This is a genomic window from Exiguobacterium sp. GL_137 (assembly GCF_057834585.1).
The window spans coordinates 1,001,710-1,021,701 of record NZ_CM174406.1 but is presented as its reverse complement, the minus strand read 5'-3'; the positions used below and the strand labels follow the sequence as shown (position 1 = coordinate 1,021,701).

Annotated in this window: 21 protein-coding genes; 9 read left to right on the top strand and 12 right to left on the bottom strand. The window is 47.6% G+C overall.

Annotation, left to right across the window (positions count from 1 at the left end; all coding sequences use genetic code 11):
* Position 1: 1 nt before the first annotated feature.
* The 7 genes from AC3IRK_RS05270 to AC3IRK_RS05240 form a co-directional block, all read right to left on the bottom strand.
* On the bottom strand, positions 2–892 hold the full coding sequence (locus AC3IRK_RS05270; RefSeq protein ID WP_489170476.1) for an ABC transporter ATP-binding protein: 891 nt from the start codon (positions 890–892) through the stop codon (positions 2–4).
* Positions 864–1,610 carry an ABC transporter permease subunit gene (locus tag AC3IRK_RS05265; protein ID WP_489170475.1) on the bottom strand — a complete coding sequence of 249 codons (747 nt, stop codon included), beginning with the start codon at positions 1,608–1,610 and terminating at the stop codon, positions 864–866. The genes AC3IRK_RS05270 and AC3IRK_RS05265 overlap by 29 nt, the downstream gene beginning before the upstream one ends.
* On the bottom strand, positions 1,607–2,371 hold the full coding sequence (locus tag AC3IRK_RS05260) for an ABC transporter permease (protein ID WP_489170474.1): 765 nt from the start codon (positions 2,369–2,371) through the stop codon (positions 1,607–1,609). Before AC3IRK_RS05260 ends, AC3IRK_RS05265 begins: the two co-directional genes overlap by 4 nt.
* Positions 2,358–3,551, bottom strand: coding sequence for an ABC transporter substrate-binding protein (locus tag AC3IRK_RS05255; RefSeq protein ID WP_131973144.1), 1,194 nt, complete (start codon positions 3,549–3,551; stop codon positions 2,358–2,360). The genes AC3IRK_RS05260 and AC3IRK_RS05255 overlap by 14 nt, the downstream gene beginning before the upstream one ends.
* Before the next feature lie 15 nt (positions 3,552–3,566).
* Entirely contained in the window at positions 3,567–4,325 is a 759-nt protein-coding gene (locus AC3IRK_RS05250; RefSeq protein WP_131973145.1) for an SDR family NAD(P)-dependent oxidoreductase, read from the bottom strand.
* Complete coding sequence (locus tag AC3IRK_RS05245; protein ID WP_131503050.1) at positions 4,309–5,295, bottom strand: MBL fold metallo-hydrolase; 987 nt, start codon at positions 5,293–5,295, stop codon at positions 4,309–4,311. Before AC3IRK_RS05245 ends, AC3IRK_RS05250 begins: the two co-directional genes overlap by 17 nt.
* A gap of 182 nt (positions 5,296–5,477) precedes the next feature.
* Entirely contained in the window at positions 5,478–6,917 is a 1,440-nt protein-coding gene (locus AC3IRK_RS05240) for an NADP-dependent glyceraldehyde-3-phosphate dehydrogenase (protein ID WP_131973146.1), read from the bottom strand.
* A 215-nt stretch (positions 6,918–7,132) separates the two neighbouring features.
* Here AC3IRK_RS05240 and AC3IRK_RS05235 point away from each other — a divergent pair, with 215 nt between their 5' ends.
* The gene (locus tag AC3IRK_RS05235) at positions 7,133–8,011 is read left to right on the top strand and encodes a chemotaxis protein CheV (protein ID WP_131503052.1); all 879 of its coding nucleotides are present in this window, start codon (positions 7,133–7,135) and stop codon (positions 8,009–8,011) included.
* 71 nt (positions 8,012–8,082) lie between these two features.
* On the opposite strand, the gene AC3IRK_RS05230 is transcribed toward AC3IRK_RS05235, so the two are convergent.
* On the bottom strand, positions 8,083–8,448 hold the full coding sequence (locus tag AC3IRK_RS05230) for an Hpt domain-containing protein (RefSeq protein ID WP_188005281.1): 366 nt from the start codon (positions 8,446–8,448) through the stop codon (positions 8,083–8,085).
* A gap of 119 nt (positions 8,449–8,567) precedes the next feature.
* Between AC3IRK_RS05230 and AC3IRK_RS05225 the strand changes: the two genes are divergently transcribed.
* Positions 8,568–9,503: a magnesium transporter CorA family protein gene (locus AC3IRK_RS05225; RefSeq protein WP_131503054.1), complete on the top strand. Its 936-nt coding sequence runs from the start codon at positions 8,568–8,570 to the stop codon at positions 9,501–9,503.
* 128 nt (positions 9,504–9,631) lie between these two features.
* On the opposite strand, the gene AC3IRK_RS05220 is transcribed toward AC3IRK_RS05225, so the two are convergent.
* Positions 9,632–10,735 carry a PP2C family protein-serine/threonine phosphatase gene (locus tag AC3IRK_RS05220; RefSeq protein ID WP_131973148.1) on the bottom strand — a complete coding sequence of 368 codons (1,104 nt, stop codon included), beginning with the start codon at positions 10,733–10,735 and terminating at the stop codon, positions 9,632–9,634.
* A 121-nt stretch (positions 10,736–10,856) separates the two neighbouring features.
* Here AC3IRK_RS05220 and ytzI point away from each other — a divergent pair, with 121 nt between their 5' ends.
* Together ytzI and AC3IRK_RS05210 are read left to right on the top strand one after the other, a co-directional pair.
* The gene (gene ytzI, locus AC3IRK_RS05215; RefSeq protein ID WP_131503056.1) at positions 10,857–11,027 is read left to right on the top strand and encodes a YtzI protein; all 171 of its coding nucleotides are present in this window, start codon (positions 10,857–10,859) and stop codon (positions 11,025–11,027) included.
* A 133-nt stretch (positions 11,028–11,160) separates the two neighbouring features.
* Positions 11,161–11,703 carry a hypothetical protein gene (locus AC3IRK_RS05210; protein ID WP_131973149.1) on the top strand — a complete coding sequence of 181 codons (543 nt, stop codon included), beginning with the start codon at positions 11,161–11,163 and terminating at the stop codon, positions 11,701–11,703.
* Between the two features lie 42 nt (positions 11,704–11,745).
* Here AC3IRK_RS05210 and AC3IRK_RS05205 read toward each other — a convergent pair whose 3' ends face one another.
* Complete coding sequence (locus AC3IRK_RS05205; protein ID WP_131503059.1) at positions 11,746–12,333, bottom strand: YdcF family protein; 588 nt, start codon at positions 12,331–12,333, stop codon at positions 11,746–11,748.
* 152 nt (positions 12,334–12,485) lie between these two features.
* Positions 12,486–13,307, bottom strand: coding sequence for an endonuclease I family protein (locus AC3IRK_RS05200; protein WP_426354954.1), 822 nt, complete (start codon positions 13,305–13,307; stop codon positions 12,486–12,488).
* 334 nt (positions 13,308–13,641) lie between these two features.
* Between AC3IRK_RS05200 and amyS the strand changes: the two genes are divergently transcribed.
* Positions 13,642–15,183 carry an alpha-amylase gene (gene amyS / locus AC3IRK_RS05195; protein ID WP_131503062.1) on the top strand — a complete coding sequence of 514 codons (1,542 nt, stop codon included), beginning with the start codon at positions 13,642–13,644 and terminating at the stop codon, positions 15,181–15,183.
* Between the two features lie 60 nt (positions 15,184–15,243).
* Here the strand turns inward: amyS and AC3IRK_RS05190 are convergent, their stop codons facing one another.
* The gene (locus AC3IRK_RS05190) at positions 15,244–15,858 is read right to left on the bottom strand and encodes an NAD(P)-dependent oxidoreductase (RefSeq protein WP_131503063.1); all 615 of its coding nucleotides are present in this window, start codon (positions 15,856–15,858) and stop codon (positions 15,244–15,246) included.
* 224 nt (positions 15,859–16,082) lie between these two features.
* Between AC3IRK_RS05190 and AC3IRK_RS05185 the strand changes: the two genes are divergently transcribed.
* From AC3IRK_RS05185 to AC3IRK_RS05170, 4 genes are read left to right on the top strand one after another with little or no spacing between them, the layout of a single operon-like run.
* On the top strand, positions 16,083–17,006 hold the full coding sequence (locus AC3IRK_RS05185) for an AAA family ATPase (protein ID WP_131503065.1): 924 nt from the start codon (positions 16,083–16,085) through the stop codon (positions 17,004–17,006).
* Positions 17,007–17,010: 4 nt separating this feature from the next.
* Positions 17,011–18,078: a DUF58 domain-containing protein gene (locus AC3IRK_RS05180; RefSeq protein ID WP_426354952.1), complete on the top strand. Its 1,068-nt coding sequence runs from the start codon at positions 17,011–17,013 to the stop codon at positions 18,076–18,078.
* Positions 18,079–18,101: 23 nt separating this feature from the next.
* On the top strand, positions 18,102–18,968 hold the full coding sequence (locus AC3IRK_RS05175; protein WP_489170473.1) for an ABC transporter permease subunit: 867 nt from the start codon (positions 18,102–18,104) through the stop codon (positions 18,966–18,968).
* Positions 18,965–19,984 (top strand): ABC transporter permease, encoded by a 1,020-nt coding sequence (locus tag AC3IRK_RS05170; protein ID WP_426354950.1) that lies wholly within the window; start codon positions 18,965–18,967, stop codon positions 19,982–19,984. Before AC3IRK_RS05175 ends, AC3IRK_RS05170 begins: the two co-directional genes overlap by 4 nt.
* The last annotated feature ends 8 nt before the right edge of the window (positions 19,985–19,992 follow it).

Here is a 19,992-nt window from a genome sequence, read left to right as displayed (position 1 = left end):
GCTACCCCTCCTTCCTCACAAGATAAGCTGTCACTTTCTCACTGAACGTCTCTGTCGTTTGAACGACAAGCCGCTCTCCCGTCTGGCGTTCAACTTCATAAAATCGAACACCGTACTGTGTCAGCTCTTTCGTAATCGTAACACGTTCCTGTAATCCGTTCGTCGGTCTTAAGACCAACTTCACTTCGGATAACGGATACCACTCTCCGTCCAGATACAATCCGTCACCAAAAAATGGACTTTTTTGCGCTAATTCAATCGGATGTCCCTGATCAATGATTTGTCCCTGTTCCATGACGTAAACATAATCCGCCATCGCCATCGCTTCCTCACGGTCATGCGTGACAAGTAACGTCGTCACACCTTCTGCGACCGTTAAGCGCCGAATCAGCGTCCGCAGTTCACGGCGGCGTGGTAAATCAAGACTTGAGAACGGTTCGTCAAGCAACAGGAAATTCGGTCCGCTTGCCAAAGCCCGTGCAAGACTGGCCCGTTGTTGCTCTCCGCCGGATAATTCATGGACATAGGCATCGGCCCGCCCTGTTAATCCGACTTTGGTCAACCACTCTTGGACGTCCTGTTGACGACCTGTCGCCATACCAATCCGGATATTTTGTCCGACCGTCAAATGAGGGAACAGTAACGGACGTTGGAACAACATCGTCACCCCCCGTTGATTTGGAGCAGCGTGCGTCATGTCGGTTTCACCGAAACGAATGATACCGCCTGATACTTTCTCAAGACCTGCAATCAATCGCAGCAGCGTCGTTTTCCCGCTTCCACTCGGACCAACAAGTGCAACACATTGACCGGACGGAATGTGTAAATCAATCGCCTGCAGGACTTGTTTTTGGCCAAATCGTTTATTGACGTGCTGAATCGTAACGTCCATCTAACAGCCTCCGAACTACTTGCACCCATCCTTCTAATAAAATGAGTTGCACAAAATAAATCAAAAAAGGTAAAACCAATAACCAAATCGTCGCTTCTTTAGCGGCAACCAAGGAATTGCCGGAATAGAACGGAAACGCTTCAAGGGCAATCATTTGAACGACTCCGCCCCCGATTAAGGTAACGAGCGCATACTGACTCAAGGCGATGACCGTTACAAGTAACGTGACGGACTGGATCGCAGAACGCATCATCGGTCCTGTCAAAAAAAGAAACCGTTTCAACCGGCTTGGTTCAATCAACACCATTTGCTCCATCATCTGTTCACCCAGTGCTTGAAACGCATTCGTATACATCCGGATCGTGTACGGTAACGTCGGAAGCAGTAAAACCAACAGTACACCGATAAATTGATCGGCGAGCCCTAACCGGATCCACGTCAGATAGAGACCAAACGACAATAATAACACCGGCAGGAAAAGCGGCAAACTGATCAACAGTTCCATATACCGGATGAGTCGTCCCGCCCGAAACGCAATCGCCTTTCCTGTGACATAACCAATCAAATGATTGAGAAATGTCAAGACCGCAATCATTGAAACCGTTGTCGTCAACGTTTCGAATAATCGCGGGTTCCAGGTCCAGGTCGACGGAATCAATCCGAGTAACGGAACGAGTACTAGCAATCCGATTCCTGCTGTTATTGCCCTTCTCTTCATTCTACCCGCCCCTTACTGATCCGCTCCGTTAACGGACGAATCGTACGTGTAAAGATCACTAACAGCAAAAATAAGATTCCGGTCAAAAGAACACTGATGGCAAAGGCTTCCGGTTGACGGGATAAATCCCCTTGCGTATATAAATCAAACGTATAGACGCCAATCAGCTTCGGATACGTCACACCGAGCAGCGCCGGGACTTCGTAAGCAAATAAGGTAAAGGCAAAAACAATGAACGCTGCCTCGAGGACGGGAAACAGTAAAAATACGCCTTTTCCATGCCAAAACCGTTTCAGTCGCGACAGTCCGAGCATTAATCCGAGTTCTTCATACCGGTGATCAAGGCGCCGGTAAACCGGTAACAAATAAAAAAAGACAAACGGAATTTCTTTGTAGAGATACGTCAGGATGATACTGAATTGATTCACTTCATGCGGACCGATGACCGGTAAATCGCTCAAATAAAGAATGGCCAAATAGGCGGCGCCAAGATGGGGTAAAAATAACGGAACGGCCAAAACCTGCGCCGTCCACCCCGTTTGTTTGGCGAAAAATCCAGCCAGCCAGGCCCCGATCAATACAGACAGTACCGTACTGCTGACTGCCACGTATAAACTGATCCCGATACTTTCCAAAAATACCGGGTCTCGGAACAATCGGCTGTAATCTTCCCAAGCCGTCATCGACAGACTGACGAAAAGACCATAACCGACCATACCGGTAATCAGCAAGGTGGCTGGCCAGGCATTACCGCGCCACACGTTCCGGCCAGTCTTTCCGGATCACATCAAAGAATGCCGGATCCAGTTCCGCACGGACTTTGCCGTCGAATGCTGCCGGTTTCGGTGTTGACGCAGCTGCCGGAACGTCTTCAAATGCCTGTCGTTCCGTTGAGCTTACTGTCGTCAAATCTAAACTTGTTCCGTCTCCCCAATACGTGCCATCGAATTTCTTGAGTTGAGCATCCGGCGACAACAACGTGTTGATCGTAACGAGTGCTCCATTCGGATTCGGCGCATTAAACGGAATCGACAGGAAATGGGTCGAAGCGATCGAACCGTCGGTCAAGACGAGCGGACGTGTCTCTTTCGGGAATGTCCCTGACTTCACTTCCTGTTCCGCCCGGCGTTCGTTGAAGCCCATCGTGAACGCAACACTTCCTTTAGCGTACAACTGGTCAAGCTGTGCCAGTGTTTTCGGATACGTTTTGCCCTCTTTCCATAAATAAGGCTTCAGTTCGTTTAAATACGCCCAGGTCTTCTTAAAGTCTGCTTTCGGATCTTTTAACGTTTCTTTTGACTCCACCCCGTACATGACATGGCGGACGAACGCATTCCCCGTAAAGTCCGTCACTTCCGGATACGTGAATTTGCCCGGATTTTCTTTCACCCAACTTTTGAGTTCCTGGAGGTCCTTCGGTGGGTTCGCGACACTCGCCTTGTCGTAATGGAACGTATATTGAACTTTTCCCCATGCCGCTTCCAAATGATCGGTCGGCGTCCCGCTGTCTGACCCTTGTGCCTGTGGATCGACATATTTCATGTTTGGCAACACTTTCGTGATCTCACCGTATAACAAGCCGTCCTTTTTCGCATTCCGGAAGTTGTCGCCGTTAATCCAGACGACATCAATGACGCCCGTTTCTTTCCCGGCTTTCTTTTCCGCCCGGAGCTTTTGAATCAAATCGGCTGTTTCAATCGGAACCCGCTTCAGCGTAATGTTGTGCTCTTTTTTTACTTTTGGTGCCACGTATTCATCGATATAGGTATTGATCCCCTCATCGCCGCCCCACATATACATCCGGACAGTCGTTGCGTTTGCGTCCTTTTCAATCGATGTATAGGAAGAACCTAATACTTTTTCCTGAACCGGTGCTGTTGGAGACGCACATCCGGCAAGAAGCAGGCCTGTTGCTGCGATTGCAGTCATTTGTTTTATCATGTGTGAAAATCCCCTTTATTTTTTATCAAAGCCTGACTTACCAAGCCATTCAATGACCCGCGGAAACAATCCGTAGGCTTTTGCCGAACCTTCCATCCACAAAGGTGCATTGACCTCGCGTTTTTCGCGGATGATGGCCCGGGTAACCGTTCGTGCTAATTTTTCTTTCGACAACACGATGCTCGCAACGTTATTTTCGTATTTCCGGCTGAGATCCGCCCGAACAAAAAATTCCGTCGCAATCGGGCCAGGATTAACGGTCATGACATGAAGCCCCTTCGGCCTCAGTTCAAGACGCAAAGCATTGGAAAACTGATATAAGGCGGCTTTTGTCATACAATAAATCGTCGACTTAGGTGTAGGTAACTTCCCTGCCTGACTTGCCACGTTGACAATCATGCCATGTGGACGAAACAGCGGGAGACAGGCTTTCGTCAATCGAATCGGCGTCAGGACATTGACCCGGTTCATTGATTCGATGGTCTCAATCGTCGTCTCCTCTAAAAAACTGAACTCCCCGAACCCGGCATTGTTGATTAATACATCAATCATGCCATATCGTTCAGCTATTTGATCAGCCAGACGCTCCGGTGAATGTTCTAAATCATAAACCACGTATTCCGCTTGAAGTGTCTTTGCAATCTGTTGCAACCGATTTTCCCGCCGGGCGACTAAGATTAAGTTCGCCCCCTGCCGGTTCAGCTCGTATGCAAGAGCTTCCCCGAGTCCACTGGAGGCACCGGTCAAGACGACCGTTTTATTCATGAGATTCATGTTCACTGCCCTTTCGCGTATACCGTAAAATTCCGTCCTGTTTTTCGACAAGGATCTGTCCACTGGCCACGAGGTAGTCGAGGCGGGCTTTCATCTCACTCATGACGAGCGGGAACGATTTCTTTAAACGGTTTCCGTACGTCACTTGTGCGAGTTCAAACAGCGTTTTCGTACCTACGATATGCTTCAGCAACTGTTCGCCGCGCGCTTTACGTTGCAACAAACGTTCTTCAATCAAGGACGGAACATCGCGAATCGGCTCACCGTGTCCGGTGTAGGCAATCTCGATCCGTTCTCCCTGCAGTTTGCGCAAAGAGCGCATATAAGCGAGAACCGGCCGTTTCATGTCCGATTCATCTCCGGGTTGCGGTTGCTCGAGCAACGGATTCGGTTCGACACGCGCCAGCAGATGATCTGCTGCAAACAGAACTCCCGACTGACCGAGAATACCGATTTGATCGCTCGCATGTCCCGGCAGTTCAATGACTCGATAGGCGCCTGACGTCGTAATCGCGTCCCCTTCTTGCAGGACATGATCCAGTTGTCCCTTCCCGAGCCATTTCAAAGCGGATAAATAACTTGGTAAAAGCGCCCGTATTTCGTCCGGCACACCAAACGACAAGGCCAATCGTTGCAGGAAATCATCCCCCCTGCTCAAAAACGCTTGATCTTGTTCTAAGTAGGGTCTTAGTCGGGCATGTCCATAAATCGGAATCCCCTGTTCGGAAAAACGATAGGCAAGCCCGGCATGATCCGCATGGTGGTGCGTCACGATCACTTTATCGAGCATCGAAACCGTCACTCCGATTTTCCCGAGACCATCTTGCATGGCTTGCCAGGCTTGATCCGTATCCGGACCACAATCGATTAAAATGGTTTCCGTATCGGTCCGTAGCAGATAACAATTGATATCTCCGACAGGAAATGGTGTCGGAATCGGTAACGTAAAGATTTCATCTTCTTGTCGCATCGGTAAACCCCTCTTCTCTCTGGATGGTTTCCTTCATTATAGAGAGAAAGAAGCGACAGCGGCAAACTTTGTCGCCCTCAAATCACTAAAGTTCTAAAAAGAATACGGCTGACGATAGCATTTGGATGCAAAAAGAAGCGACCTTTCCGCAGATTGAAAGGTCGCTTCCATAAAAATTGTTCTTATTTTAAGTTGAGCACTGTTACTTTATCGCGTGTCATCGAAGCGAGGCTTCGTCCGACACCCTGTACACCAAGACCCGATGATTTTACACCGATGAATGGGAAATGATCGGGACCACGTTCCGTCCGACCGTTAATTTGGACAGAACCCGTTTCAAGCGCATCTGCGACACTGAATGCTGCGTCGATGTTTTCCGTGAAGACACTTGCTTGAAGACCGTATTCCGATTCGTTCGCATAGGCAATCATTTCCTCGACCGAGTTGACACGGATGACGGGTAAGACCGGTCCGAATGGTTCTTCCCATGCAATCCGCATATCGCGTGTCACGTGGTCAAACAGTGTCGGCTCAATCAGGTTCGCCGTCCGGTTTCCGCCTGTAACGAGCGTTGCCCCTTTTTCTTTTGCATCTGTAATCAATCCTTCGACGAAATCAGCTGATTTCGCATCGATCAACGGGACGACAACACTTTCGTCTTCCGGCGAACCGACTGTCAATTTCGCGATCCGGGCAGACAATTCTGCGACAAGCGCATCTGCCTGTTCTTCAAGAACAAATACTCGTTTGATGGCTGTGCAACGTTGTCCGGAATACGAAAACGCACCGCTGATGATGTGATCTGCCGCTAGCGAGAGATCCGCATCCTCAAGAACGAGGGCCGGGTCTTTCCCACCAAGTTCGAGAACGAGTGGAATCATCGCTGATTGACGTGACAAGTGTTGTCCTGTTGCTGTACCACCTGTAAAAGTAATCATGTTGATGCCCGGATGCGCTGTCAAATAATCTCCGATGACTGAACCGCGTCCTGTCACGAGGTTAACAAGACCTGACGGCAATCCTGCCGCGACAAGTGCTTCAACCATCAACGTACCACTGATTGAACCTTGTGTTGCCGGTTTGAAGACGACGGCGTTTCCTGTCATCAAAGCCGGTGCAAGTTTCGCAGCCGCAAGATTGACTGGATAGTTAAACGGTGAAATCGCCAGTACGACGCCGAGCGGTGCTTTTTTAATGATTGCGATTTTTTTAGCACTTCCACCCGGGAATGAGTCTCCTTGCATCATTTGACCGTCAAAACGAAGGCCTTCTTCTGCTGTATAACGGATGATTTCCGCCGTCCGTTTGACTTCTTTGATTCCGTCAGCAAGCCCTTTACCAACTTCACGCATGATGACTTTACCAATTTCGTCCGCACGTTTTTCTAACTCCGTTGCCCAGGCATGAAGCAATTCGGCCCGTTTGTTGGCAGGGACTTTCGCCCACTGCGCTTGTGCTGTTTTAGCAGACGAAATAGCCCGGTCTACTTCTGATTTTGTCATCGCTTGAACGCGACCGACTGTATCTTCTTTATAAGGAGAAGAAATTTCAATGGTTTCATTGGATTCACTTTCCTGCCATTGCCCGTCTAATAAGTATGTGTATGTTGTTGCTGTAGTCATTCCACTCGACCTCCATTTATTTTTTCTCTCTCACTTCAGTGTGTGGCTGCATAGCCTATTGTAATCAATTGGTCAGACAAATGCCAAACTTTTTGCTTAACATAAAATGAAAGCGATTTCAATAACTTTTTTATTCTTTTTGATGTGGAAGAATCGCTTCTTTCTGCCGATAACTAGTCAGAAGTGCAGTGCAGGATGGAAAGGGGCTCAATTACGTGTACAATCAACACGATATTTTATTAGAAGCTGGAACAAATGAATTGGAAATCGTTATTTTTCATTGCGGACCGTATACGTTCGGCATCAATGTCATGAAAGTCCGGGAAATCATCGTTCCGTTACCGATGACACCATTACCCGGAACACCGGACGCCGTCAAAGGGTTGATCGAGCTTCGGGGTGAAGTCATGACGGTCATCGATTTACCGACTGTCATTGGTGTGGCCCACGAAGAAACAACGGATGATCGCTTGATCATCTGTGAGTTTAACGGCGAGAAGAGTGTCCTCCGTGTCGATTCCGTAACGGAAATCCGTCGTATTTCATGGGAACAGATTGATACACCAAACGAACTTGCCCGCGGCATCGAAGGATTGACGAATGGTGTCGTCAAGACGGGAGACAAGATGATTATCTTGCTTGATTATGAGAAAATTGCGCTGGAACTTTCCCGCAAAGACATCTTTGCCCGCGAAGAAGGCCGCCGTGTTTCACCCCGCAACCGGTCGAACAAAACGATTTGGATTGCGGAAGATTCGGAAATGCTCCGGACTCTCATTATTGAAACGCTGGAGGAAGCCGGTTATCATGGCTTGAAATGGTTCATCAATGGTAAAGATGCATTGGACGCGTTTGAGGCAGGCAGCGACTGCGATCTCTTGATTACCGACATCGAGATGCCGAAGATGGATGGACTGCATTTGACGAAACGATTGCGCGAAGATGATCGTTATGCGGAGTTACCAATCGTCGTCTTCTCATCCTTGATTTCGGATGACCTCCGTCATAAAGGCGAATCTGTCGGTGTGAACGCACAGATTACAAAACCAGAAATCGGTCGACTGATTGAAACCGTCGATACATACGTGCTCTGACTAATAGTTTCCTAAACAAATAACCGTCTCCTGACTAATCAGGAAACGGTTATTTGTTTAGACGTATTTTATTAAACGAAATCACTGTTTTTTCCGAGAAATACATTCAGCCAAATTTTTCTGAAATCTACCATGCAGTCTTCAATCCGGGTCAAAACACCGGCCGCATTCTCGACTGAGCCTGTCTCCGCCTCTTTTTCCAGCAATTCAAAGTCATCCGCTAAGTCATCCGCCGCAACGGAATAGGAGGCACCCTTAAGTAAATGAGCTAATTTTTCCGTCTGTTCGGCATCGTTTGCTTCGACCGCATCCTTCAATTCCGGAAACTTCCGATCAAACTGGGCAATATACGTCTCACCGATTTTTTGCAAGAATACATCATCACCGCCTGCAATCAGACGTAGTTCTTCTAACTTCTTTTCATTAAAAAAAGGCATCTTTTCCCCTCCTCTTTTCTATATTATCACTATTCGTTTTAAAAAAAAATCTGAGAATCATTTACACGGTCGATATAGTATTCCTATAATAAAAAAGTGAAGAGCAGGAGGGATAGACAATGTTGACGATTTATCGAAGTGATGTGACGGGGGCAGTCAACGAAATTCAGGAGTTTACGAAAGGTTCCTGGATTCATCTTGTCAATCCGACAAAAGACGAAGCCGATCAAGTCATCGCTGCTACGAAAATTCCTGAGGATTTTATTTATGACCCACTTGATGTCGAGGAAAAACCTCGTTTCGAGAAAGATGATGAAGGTTTGTTGATGATTGTCGACGTTCCTTACATTGAAGAAGAATCATCCGGACGCCGTTACAATACGATTCCACTCGGTATCATCGTGACGTCAAGACACTTCATCACCGTCTGTTCGCAACAGTTGGATGTCCTGACGTTATTCTCAAGCGGAAAACTCCGCGCGTTCCGGACGAATTACCGTTCCCGATTCGTCTTTCAAATCTTATATAAAGTCAGTTCTTCGTATCTCCGGTTCCTGCGGCAAATCGACCGCCGGATGGATGAGCTCGAGGAAGAATTACAACGTTCGATGCGAAATCAAGAAATTTTCCAATTAATGAATTTACAAAAATCACTTGTGTATTTCATGACTTCTTTGAAGTCAAACGACGGAGTACTCGACCGGATCATCAAAACACCGAGTCTTGAAAAACACGAAGACGATGAAGACCTGCTCGAAGATGTGTTCGTTGAACACCGCCAGGCCATGGAAATGGCCCAAATCTATAAAGATATTATCAGCTCAACGATGGATACGTTTGGTTCCGTCATCTCAAACAATGTCAACTTCGTCATGAAGTTTCTCGCGTCGATCACGATTGTCATCTCGATCCCGACCATGATTTCCGGAATGTTCGGGATGAACGTTCATGTGCCGTGGGAAGGCGAAGTCATGGGCTTTTGGATTGTCTTCGGCATGATGATTTTCTTCTCTGGCTTAGCCGCCTTTATTTTATGGCGCCGCCGTTTCTTTTAGTGCGTATGAATGGATGGACAAAAAACCACTTACTTTTTGAATGCCTTAGCCTAGAAACGCGTGTTGAGACGACTGTCTCTTCGGCCCTCTACCTAAGTCCATCAAAAGGAAAGTGGTTTTTTTGCAGATTAGTTGATTTCGATGGTCACGAGACATAAATCGTCCGCATCATCACTTTGATCCGGTTGAATCAATTGATGAATCGCCGGTCCCTGTTCCTGAATCAATTCACGAATCGCACTGATTCCTTCATCGATTCCCTTACTGTACAATTCCATGAAGCCATCTGTATACAAGTAGACACAACCTGGCGAAACGAGGTCAATCGTCTGGCTCGTATACTCAGAATCTTCGAACATCCCGACTGGTAATCCCGTATTTTCAAGCGGAATGATTTGATTCCCCATCCGCAGCAAGCCCGGTGGATGCCCGGCATTTGCATAACTGAGTTTCATCTCATCCAGTTCGATGTACAAGTACACGGCCGTAAAGTAAATTTCTGTTTCATCACCCGGGAACAGGCGGCTCATCTGTTTGTTTAATTCCTCGAGAACTTTCGCCGGATCTCCGATGCGGTGCACGAGTTCAAATAAAATCGAACTCATTCCCATCGTAATCAACGCAGACGATACACCGTGTCCCATGACATCAAATAAAATGATTCCGTATTTTTTCGGCGAAATCCGGTACCAGGCATACATATCGCCTGCCAGCTTTTTCGACGGAATGTATGTCGCCATGATCCGGATGTCTTCGTCCTCGATGTTTGCACTTAACACGCTTTGCTGAAGCTTTTGTGCTAAATCAAAGTCTTCCTGCAAGACTTTTTCGTAGCGCTTTCGGGCGTCAATCGCCTGTTTGAGCGACATCGCATTTCGGACACGGGCGAGCAGTTCCGTTTTCCGAATTGGTTTCGTCGTGTAATCGGAAGCACCGGCATCAAGTCCGTCTGCAATATCTTCCTCATTCGATCGACCTGATACGATGACGATCGGTAACTCATCCAGGCCAAACCGTTTACGAATCAGACGTGTCGCATCAATGCCACTGATTCCAGGCATTTCGACGTCAAGTAATACAACGTCCAGTGTTTCAATGAACAACGGATCTTCCATCAGCTCTAGCGCTTCTTCCCCGCTCATCGCCTTGACCACATCGTATCCTTCATTTTCAAGCAATCGTTCTAAAATCATCAAATTCGTAAACTCATCATCTACGACCAGTATACTCATGTCGTCACCTCGCTCTATCCACATATTCATTGAAAATAGTTTAGCATACAATTTACATTTTCGTTTAGACGAAAGCTGCTTTTTCCGTCATACTATAGAAGAATGAAAGGGGGAATGGATCATGTGGCTTTATGTCGTCTCCATTCTAATCATTGTCTTCGTCTTAGTCGCTTCAATCCTCGTGATTTCAAAGGGTTACGGCTATAAAGGCAACAAGGATGACATCGAAATCGATTACGATGAAATCAACCGTAAATTAACTGAAAAGCACGATGACAAGCACCGGCCGTAACACCATCAAATCGTCTCAGACCATCATATCATTGGATGGTCTTTTTGTTGTATTACAAATGCATGTTTTTAGTTGTGAGATAAGGGTATATTCCTATCATGGTGTCAAATCATACTTTAAGGGAGTGTCAATCATGCAACCAAACTTACCAAACGATCCTCATGCTGTACATGCCGAAAATCCGAATCGCCAGTTCGATCAGGAAACTTCATCTGGTCGTCAAGTCAGTTTACTTACAGGAATGCTGCTAGGTGCAGTCGTCGGCGGTCTTCTGACGTTACTCAGCTCATCTAGCCGTCAAAATACGAAACAAAGCCTGCGCGGTGCTAAAGACTCTGTCTCAACGCTCGCTTCATCGATTAAAGAAGATCCGTCAGGCAAAGCATCACAAGTCATCAACCAAGTGAAAAGCGCTTCAAGCATCATCCAGGAAGTCGCATCCGACGTCCAAAACGTGTATGACAAAGTCAACACGGAGCTTGATACCGTCAAGACTGATGCGTCGTCCGTCAAAGATACGGTCACTGAAGCTAAAGGAGATCTCAACTCGATTAGCAGTAAAGTCGTTGAAGCGAAAGATGTGGCACTCGGAAAAGAGGAGGCGCCTCCTGAGCACCAACCGAACAACACGCAACACGATGATTCGAAACAAGATCAGTCACAGCAAAATAAATAATTTAATGAAACCTTTCCGGGACAATCCGGGAAGGTTTTTTTTTCATTGGAAGTATTTTACGACAATCGCAACACGTTCCCGCATTCCGTAACGCAAGACGCCAGACAGTGGTGTCTCAGCCGGAACAGCGTCGGTCTTTAAGTCCATCTGTTCCGCCTCTTTTCGGGCACGGTACAAATGGAAGTCCGACGTCACGATCGAGACACGGTTTTCCGATTCCGGTAACAGTCGTTTTGAAAACGTCAGATTTTCAGTCGTCGATGTCGATTGATCTTCCAGCAACAACCGTTCTTCACTGATTCCACCTTGAAGCATTCCCCGTCGCATCGCTTCCGCTTCCGAAATCGCTTCTCCGTCCCCTTGTCCTCCGCTTAAGATGAATGTTGTATCCGGAAATTGTTTTCCGTACCGGACAGCTGCCTCAATCCGGTTGCTTAAAATCAACGAGGGTTTCTCCCCTTTGACACCGGCTCCAAGCACGATGACGTAAGGATGTTTTCCGTTCGCAAGCGGTCGTTCCCCCTTTGCGACGAACCAACCGATACTGAACCAGAATACGGTGAGCAATAAGAGTAATCCAAGACCGGTTTTATAAAAACGGCGTATGATATGTTTAACTGTATTCTTCATAATTATGTCCCCTCAGTGGTAAGATCCTGCTGTCTTTTTATCACCTCTTTCTATACGCCTCACCACTCAAAAGGTTTCAACTCGTTTTCTCAGCAAAAAGAGCGACACTTCCGCAAAAAATCGGTGTGTCGCTCTTCCTTATCTGCCTGACATTAATTTCCCCAAATTGATGTCACGTATTCCGGGTGATCGATAAACGGATTCCGGTTTTTCTGCCACTTCTCAAAGATGATATCGTTTCGTCTGATTTCCGTCGCATCGACCGGATCAAGTTTGTTCCATGCTTTTAGCGTCGACAATTTGCCATGAAGTGGATTCGTGCCGTTGCTGACGTTTTCTGATGCTTCTAAATCAATTTCACCGCCGCCTTCATAGCGTACTGCCATGTAGAAGATCATGCGTGCGATATCGCCTTTGACACGTGTCGGTGGTTCCCATGAATCGCTGTCGCGGTAGCAGTCACACCCGGCATACTTCGTTCCGCCGTTATCAAAATCAAGATTCCCCCGTGCGCTGTTGACGACGACGTCTTCTGCCCGAAGATGATGCAAATCTGTTCCCGGTCCGTTGCTTGTTCCAAAATCACCGTGCGACTTTGCCCAGACATGCTCCCGGTTCCATTGACCGACGTTCCCACCATTACTGCTCTTGGCAATCGATTTACCCGTGTAAAGTTCGATGACATTATTTGCATTGTTCGGATCTTGATCCGTTTCCTTCAGAGCAGTCCAAACCGTATCGTATGATACTTGCGTATGGTTATCGATGATATCGTGCAGTGAGGCTTTTAATGCTGCTCCTGTCTTACTCGACGCTGGTAGGTAGTACGCGTCGATTGTCGATTGTGACGTGACCATCTGAGGTCCGGCAACGATTTTCGTTGGTTCTGTTTTAGCGATGACTGGTGTAAACGAAATTGACCCGAGTGCAAGTGCAGCGACAAGCGCCCCGCTGATTTTCGACTTCCAATTCATACTGTGTTTCCCCCTTGGTTACATATGTATGTGCTCGTCTTACCTCCTCATTTTTACACCTCCTTTCGCATCTGAGAAGCTGGACAAAAGACCTTAAAATCCCTCGAACTAAACTGAATCAAAATTCATTCAGTTATTCAAGAGTCCGATGGTCCTGTTTTTTTCTTGAGAACAGGTCAACCGGCTGATTATTCTTCTCCACAAAAAATATTCCAGGTTCAAAAGTCACGAAAACAAGATGTTCAGAAATAAACGCCACGGTTGATACAGCAACTTTCAAGACTTGATATACTATAAATGCAAACGCTTTCATAAAATTATAGGAGGTCTTTTCATGAAACAAAAACGCTTGATTGTCGCTACACTCGCGACCGCTACTTTTTTAGCGCCACTTGTGCAACCGATTGCAGTAGGGGCGACGGCAGATAACGGAACGATGATGCAATATTTTGAATGGTATGTTCCGAATGACGGCAACCACTGGAACCGCCTCGGCAGTGATTCAACAAAACTCGATCAACTCGGGATCACCTCCGTCTGGATACCCCCCGCTTACAAAGGAACGACCCAAAACGATGTCGGATACGGCGCTTATGATTTATACGATCTCGGGGAATTTAATCAAAAAGGAACCGTCCGGACGAAATATGGAACGAAAGCTCAACTGAAAACAGCAATCAGCCAACTACATACAGCCGGCATCGATGTATATGGCGATGTCGTCATGAATCATAAAGGCGGCGCCGATTTCACAGAAGCCGTGACAGCGGTCGAAGTGAGTGGCAGCAACCGCAATCAGGAAATCTCGGGGGATTACCAGATTCAAGCCTGGACCGGTTTTGATTTCGCGGCGCGAAACAATACGTATTCGAACTTTAAGTGGAAATGGTATCACTTTGACGGAACGGACTGGGATCAATCCCGTTCGAAAAGTGCCATCTACAAATTCCGCGGGACCGGAAAAGCATGGGATACTGACGTCTCGACCGAAAATGGAAACTATGACTACTTGATGTATGCGGATATCGATTTCGATCATCCGGAAGTTCAGCAGGAAATGAAGAACTGGGGCAAATGGTACGTCAATGAACTGGGTCTCGACGGATTCCGCCTTGATGCCGTCAAACACATCAAACACGGTTATCTCGCAGACTGGCTCGCGAACGTCCGTCAGACGACCGGAAAGCCGTTATTCACGGTTGCTGAATACTGGCAAAATGATCTCGGCACTTTGCAAAACTATTTGAGCCGAACGAACTATCAGCAATCGGTCTTTGATGCTCCGCTCCACTATAAGTTCGAGCAGGCGAGTAAAGGCGGCGGCTACTATGACATGCGGACAATTTTCGACGGCACACTCGTCAAGACGAATCCGGTTCAAGCCGTCACACTTGTTGAGAATCATGATTCCCAGCCGGGGCAATCACTTGAGTCGACCGTACAATCGTGGTTCAAACCGCTTGCTTACGCCATGATTTTGACGCGTGAACAAGGATATCCGTCGGTCTTCTACGGCGATTACTACGGAACAAAGGGCACGTCGAACCGTGAAATCCCGGCGCTTGCCTCAAAAATCGATCCGCTGTTAAAAGCGCGAAAAGACTTTGCCTTCGGAAAACAAAACGATTATCTCGATAACGCCGACGTCATCGGCTGGACCCGTGAAGGTGTGACGGATCGTACAAAATCAGGTCTTGCGACGATTTTGTCGGACGGTCCGGGCGGCAGTAAATGGATGTACGTCGGGACACAAAACAAAGGCGAAGTCTGGACGGACATCACCGGCAACAACACGGCTTCCGTCACGATCAATCAGGACGGTTACGGTCAATTCTTCGTGAACGGCGGCTCGGTTTCTGTCTACCGCCAGCAATAAGTTCAAAAAAAAACCGGTTGTTCACAGGACGTTTCCGTCCACTGAACAACCGGTTTCTTTTTATTCGGCGAGTCCGATGCTGCTGCGGACATGTTCGTCCTGTTCGATTGCTTCCAGTAAAAAGTGAGCGACATCTGCCCGGTTGATTTGTTTTGCCTGCTCCGGGACCCCGCTCTCTGTTTGGCGATACAAGCCGGTCAACGGACCGTTCATCAGACGAAGCGGCCGGGCGACCGTATAGGCGACGTCCGCCTGTTTCAACAGTTCAATCGCCTGCCGGTGATCCTTTAAAGGATTTTTTAGAATCTGTTGAGCAAGTAACCCCTGAGCACCGGGCAGTTCCTGGTCGACTCCCGCAGAAGCGACGTATCCGATCCGTTCGACCCCGTTCACCTTCATCGCATTCACGATTCGCAAGAGGCTCCGTTCTAAAAATCCACTGTATGCGAGACTCTCGGTCCCTAAGGCCGTCAATACTGCCTCTTGTCCCTGCATCGCTTGATTCACTGCGTCCTGGTTAAGTACGTCTCCTTCCATGACACGCAGTTTCTCGTCCGTCAACTCGAGTTTGTTTGCATTACGGACGAATGCCGTCACCGTATGTCCATGGGCAATCGCCTGTTTGACCAACTCCTGCCCGGTTTGTCCGGTTGCTCCGAAAATAATCAGTTTCATAAAAATGGCCTCCCTTTATCTGTTCTTTTACTCATGTACCCTTCCCTTTCAGTCAGTAATCGTCTGGCATTTTATAGTGAATCAGAAATAGTTTCTTCTTGTTTTCGATTTGTGCTAAAATTCAGTTAATATTATTGGGTATTTTTTCCTTAAGTTGCTTTATTTCTTAAATCCTTTTCAAAACGGCTGTTTGAAGTTCATTCCACTAGACGGAGGCGTACATATTGAAATTACAACAATTAAAAGACCAGCTCAATACGATCTATCTCGGAAAGTCTGATGTCATCGATTTGTGTTTAACGGCATTGATCGCCGAAGGTCATATCCTCCTTGAAGATGTACCGGGTACCGGAAAAACGATGCTCGCTAAAGCCCTGGCCAACAGTTTCGACAGTGCCTTCTCCCGGATTCAGTTCACGGCCGACCTGCTGCCGTCTGACGTCATCGGTTCCGACTTCTTCAACATGAAAACCCAGGAGTTTGAGAATAAGCGCGGTCCTCTGTTTGCGAACATCGTTTTGATTGACGAAATCAACCGGGCTGTTCCGCGGACCCAGTCTGCTTTGCTCGAAGCGATGGAAGAGCGTCAAGTCTCAATCGGCGGGACAACGTACCAGATGCCGGCTCCGTTTTTTGTCATCGCCACGCAAAATCCAATTGAATCCGCCGGAACCTTCCCGCTTCCGGATGCCCAGCTCGACCGCTTCATGGTGGCGATTGAAGTCGGATATCCTGATCTGGAACATGAACGCCAACTGTTGAACGAAGTATTGGCGAACGTCCGGAAACAAGCCATCGGTATCGCGACAGGCGGCGACTTGATTACATGGCAGGAAGAAGCACGGCGCGTTCATGCGTCTCAGGATGTACTCGATTATCTATTGTCGATCGTCCAGGCAACCCGTCACCATGCTCTCGTCGAAGTCGGCGTCAGTCCCCGTGGTGCGATTGCTTTACTTCGGGCATCACAAAGTTATGCCTTCCTCAACGGACGCGATTTTATCATTCCGGAAGACATCAAATACTTGGCGAAACATGTCTTGTCCCATCGTTTAATGTTAACGCTTGAAGGCGGCATCAAAACGACGAAAGCCGATTTATTACTGCATCTGCTTGATGACATTCCGGTCCCGGTTGAAATGGGGTGATGTCATGCACATCGAACGTTCGGTTCCATTTTGGCTGGAACGCCGGCTCTTTTCCGTTTATGTCATTTTAACGTTCGTTTTCTTATTCATCCCGGGATTGTCCTTACTCGGTTTTTTATTCGCAGCAATCGCCACCGTTCACTACGTTGTCGGGCAGACTGAAAAACAATTGAAGCGCGACATTGCCTTGGAATGGAAACATTACGAACCGCTGATGTTTAATCAGGAGTCGACTGCGTTGCGTTTGCAGCTGTTCGGTCTTGAAGCCCTTGAAAAATTAGGACTGAAGACCACCCTTCGGCTGCACACGGATAACGGTCTCATTTTCCCTGACATGGATCCGCTCCACCCGCATACGTATCATGCCGTCATCGGATCGGACGAACAAATTGAAATCCCGATTCAGGCGATGCGGCGGGGACCGGCGCATTTTGACGAACTCACCCTGACAATCCGGCTGCCGTGGCGGATGGGCGTGTATCTGTTTACCTTTGATGCATTTCCTCATTTCACGGTCTTACCTTCGCTGACGGCACAGGCGACACCACTCCTGTTGCATCGGCTTCGGATCGGGGATCGTGCCGACCGGTACTCTCCACTGAAAAATAAGCTCGTTCAACTGGGGGCAAAACCGTATACGGCTGAGCCGTCGAAAGAAATCGACTGGTATGCGACAGCCAAGACCGGCCGTCTGCAGACCAAGGTCTTTGAGACGAGCAATCAGGATACGTTCAGCCTCGCCTTGAATCTGTCCGGACCAAGCGGTTACGGACTGCATACGAACTTTGAGACGTTCATTGATCAGACAGCGTTTCTCGCAAGTGAGCTGATTAAAGAAGGCTGTAAAGTTGAACTGTTTTTAAACCATCTCGACGCAAACAACCGGATGACCCATTTAAAGCTTCAGGAAGGGCAGCCTCAACTGAAACAAATCCTGTTGACGTTATCGACCCTGTCGACGCGGGACACCTATATTCCAACCGGTCAATTCGAACGGTACGTCACACGTCGAAAACACCGAAATAGCCAATTGATTCAAATTGGTAATGATCATATTCAAGCTATCGGTTAAACCGTACTTGCAGGAGGGACAATATGCCGTCATTTCTCATCCGTAAAACCACTCAACTCGTGTTCGCCTTCTTTGTTCTGGTCGTCATCAGTGCTTTACCGCATCTGATTGTTCAGATGCGACCGGATTTCCCGAAGTATTTCAACGCAGTGCAACAACAGCTCAGTCTGTTGACGTCTTCACATCCATTAACGTATTACAATGCAACGGCTGGAGAAAACAGACTGTTATTTCCGGATCTTCAGCCGTTCATTCAGGAGACGCTCGTCATCTTCAGCAGCGCTCTGCTTTGTTCATCGATTGCGGCTTTACTTTATGCGTTTTTATTTTACCGGGCCGGAGCAAAAATCCGTTCCGTCTTGACGCAAACTGCCCGACTCCTGGAAATGATTCCTGATTTATTTTGGATCATTTTTTCACAATTCATCATCGTCATTTTATTCAAGACGACCGGATTTGATCAAATCGAGGTTGCCGGCGGATTTAGCGATTCAATCCGGTTCCTGCCGATTTTGACATTATCCTTAACGACCGTTTTTTTCTTCATCAAATGGCTGACCGGTCGGATTCAGGAAGAACAGCATGCAAGCTACCTGGAGTTGGCCCGCGCAAAAGGTATCCAATCGTCCCGGCTGTTTTGGCAACATTTGATGCCAAATCTGTTTTATCGTTTTTATCTGTTTTTCCGGACGAACATCATTACGATTCTTTCGAGTCTGGTCGTCATCGAGTATACTTTTAACGTCCAGGGACTGTTTCGTTTTATCTTAATCAATCAGGATTTTTCGATACTGCTTGTTTTATTGCTTTTAATCTATCTGCCCTTTTTCATATTAGATACGGTGGCAGAACTTTGTATCCCCCGCTCGTGGAAAGGAGAGATTTCATGAGACGTGTTTTGAGATATGACTTCATCTTTTGGATGTGCCTGTTGTTCTTTGGAACATTGTTGTTACTCAGTTTCGGTAATGCCGTGTTTCGTGACGGACAGGTCGATCAAATTCAAAATCTCTATTCGAAAGACGGAACATTTATCGCCACCTCACCACTCGAACCCTCCACGGATCGTTGGTTTGGGACGGACCGTTCCGGAAACGATTTGTTTCAGGTGATGATTGAAGGGGCCAAGTGGACGATTGGTGTTTGTGTCAGCGTCGCCTTCGCCCGAATCGTTCTCGCCTTGCTGATCGGTGTCCCGCTCGCTTTCCGGGGAAAACGGCTGTATACGGCATTACGTCTCCTGCTGGACGGTTTCTTGATCATTCCGATTTCGTTGCTCGCCTTGTTTATTTTATTGCCGGCTTTCCTATTTATAGATCCCGCCTCGGTTCCGTCCGCGTTCTCGCGTGTCTTCCTCGAAGTCAGTGTCTTAACGGTACTCGGTTTACCGGCATTGGTGCTGTATTTAATCGGTGAGACCCGGCAACTGCTTGCACAAGAATTCATGCTTGTCGCCCGCACACTCGGCGGACGTCCTGGACATCAGTTTCGGGTACATATTTGGCCGCATCTGTTGCCGACGCTAACGATTGTCTTCATGCAACAGTTCGTTCAGACATTAATGGTCCTGATCCATCTCTCATTGTTCGGCTTGTTTTTTGGCGGAACACTCGTCTTATTCGAAGGTGGCGCGGCCCCGATCATTTTTGAATGGGCATCCCAGTTCGGCTACTATTTCCTGCAATTCTCAGCCGTTTCGTGGATCAACCATCTGTTTTTAGTTCCGGCGATTGCTTTAGCTTTGCTCGTGTTCTTTGCCAACTTACTGACCAGCCGCCTCGAGCGTGCTTACCTCTTGCGCCGCCAACAAATAAGTAGTTCAACTCAATCCCTTTCTGAAGCGGAAGCAGCGACAGCCCATTTGTCTCACCCGTTTGATCCGGTCGACATTTCAATCAAATCCTAGGAGGATGT

Bases quoted from the DNA above. Each gene is read 5' to 3' on its own strand.
- AC3IRK_RS05270 (WP_489170476.1), bottom strand. From the start codon at position 892: ATGGACGTTACGATTCAGCACGTCAATAAACGATTTGGCCAAAAACAA.
- AC3IRK_RS05265 (WP_489170475.1), bottom strand. From the start codon at position 1,610: ATGAAGAGAAGGGCAATAACAGCAGGAATCGGATTGCTAGTACTCGTT.
- AC3IRK_RS05255 (WP_131973144.1), bottom strand. From the start codon at position 3,551: ATGATAAAACAAATGACTGCAATCGCAGCAACAGGCCTGCTTCTTGCC.
- AC3IRK_RS05250 (WP_131973145.1), bottom strand. From the start codon at position 4,325: ATGAATCTCATGAATAAAACGGTCGTCTTGACCGGTGCCTCCAGTGGA.
- AC3IRK_RS05245 (WP_131503050.1), bottom strand. From the start codon at position 5,295: ATGCGACAAGAAGATGAAATCTTTACGTTACCGATTCCGACACCATTT.
- AC3IRK_RS05240 (WP_131973146.1), bottom strand. From the start codon at position 6,917: ATGACTACAGCAACAACATACACATACTTATTAGACGGGCAATGGCAG.
- AC3IRK_RS05230 (WP_188005281.1), bottom strand. From the start codon at position 8,448: ATGCCTTTTTTTAATGAAAAGAAGTTAGAAGAACTACGTCTGATTGCA.
- AC3IRK_RS05225 (WP_131503054.1), top strand. From the start codon at position 8,568: ATGTTGACGATTTATCGAAGTGATGTGACGGGGGCAGTCAACGAAATT.
- AC3IRK_RS05220 (WP_131973148.1), bottom strand. From the start codon at position 10,735: ATGAGTATACTGGTCGTAGATGATGAGTTTACGAATTTGATGATTTTA.
- ytzI (WP_131503056.1), top strand. From the start codon at position 10,857: ATGTGGCTTTATGTCGTCTCCATTCTAATCATTGTCTTCGTCTTAGTC.
- AC3IRK_RS05210 (WP_131973149.1), top strand. From the start codon at position 11,161: ATGCAACCAAACTTACCAAACGATCCTCATGCTGTACATGCCGAAAAT.
- AC3IRK_RS05205 (WP_131503059.1), bottom strand. From the start codon at position 12,333: ATGAAGAATACAGTTAAACATATCATACGCCGTTTTTATAAAACCGGT.
- AC3IRK_RS05200 (WP_426354954.1), bottom strand. From the start codon at position 13,307: ATGAATTGGAAGTCGAAAATCAGCGGGGCGCTTGTCGCTGCACTTGCA.
- amyS (WP_131503062.1), top strand. From the start codon at position 13,642: ATGAAACAAAAACGCTTGATTGTCGCTACACTCGCGACCGCTACTTTT.
- AC3IRK_RS05190 (WP_131503063.1), bottom strand. From the start codon at position 15,858: ATGAAACTGATTATTTTCGGAGCAACCGGACAAACCGGGCAGGAGTTG.
- AC3IRK_RS05180 (WP_426354952.1), top strand. From the start codon at position 17,011: ATGCACATCGAACGTTCGGTTCCATTTTGGCTGGAACGCCGGCTCTTT.
- AC3IRK_RS05175 (WP_489170473.1), top strand. From the start codon at position 18,102: ATGCCGTCATTTCTCATCCGTAAAACCACTCAACTCGTGTTCGCCTTC.
- AC3IRK_RS05170 (WP_426354950.1), top strand. From the start codon at position 18,965: ATGAGACGTGTTTTGAGATATGACTTCATCTTTTGGATGTGCCTGTTG.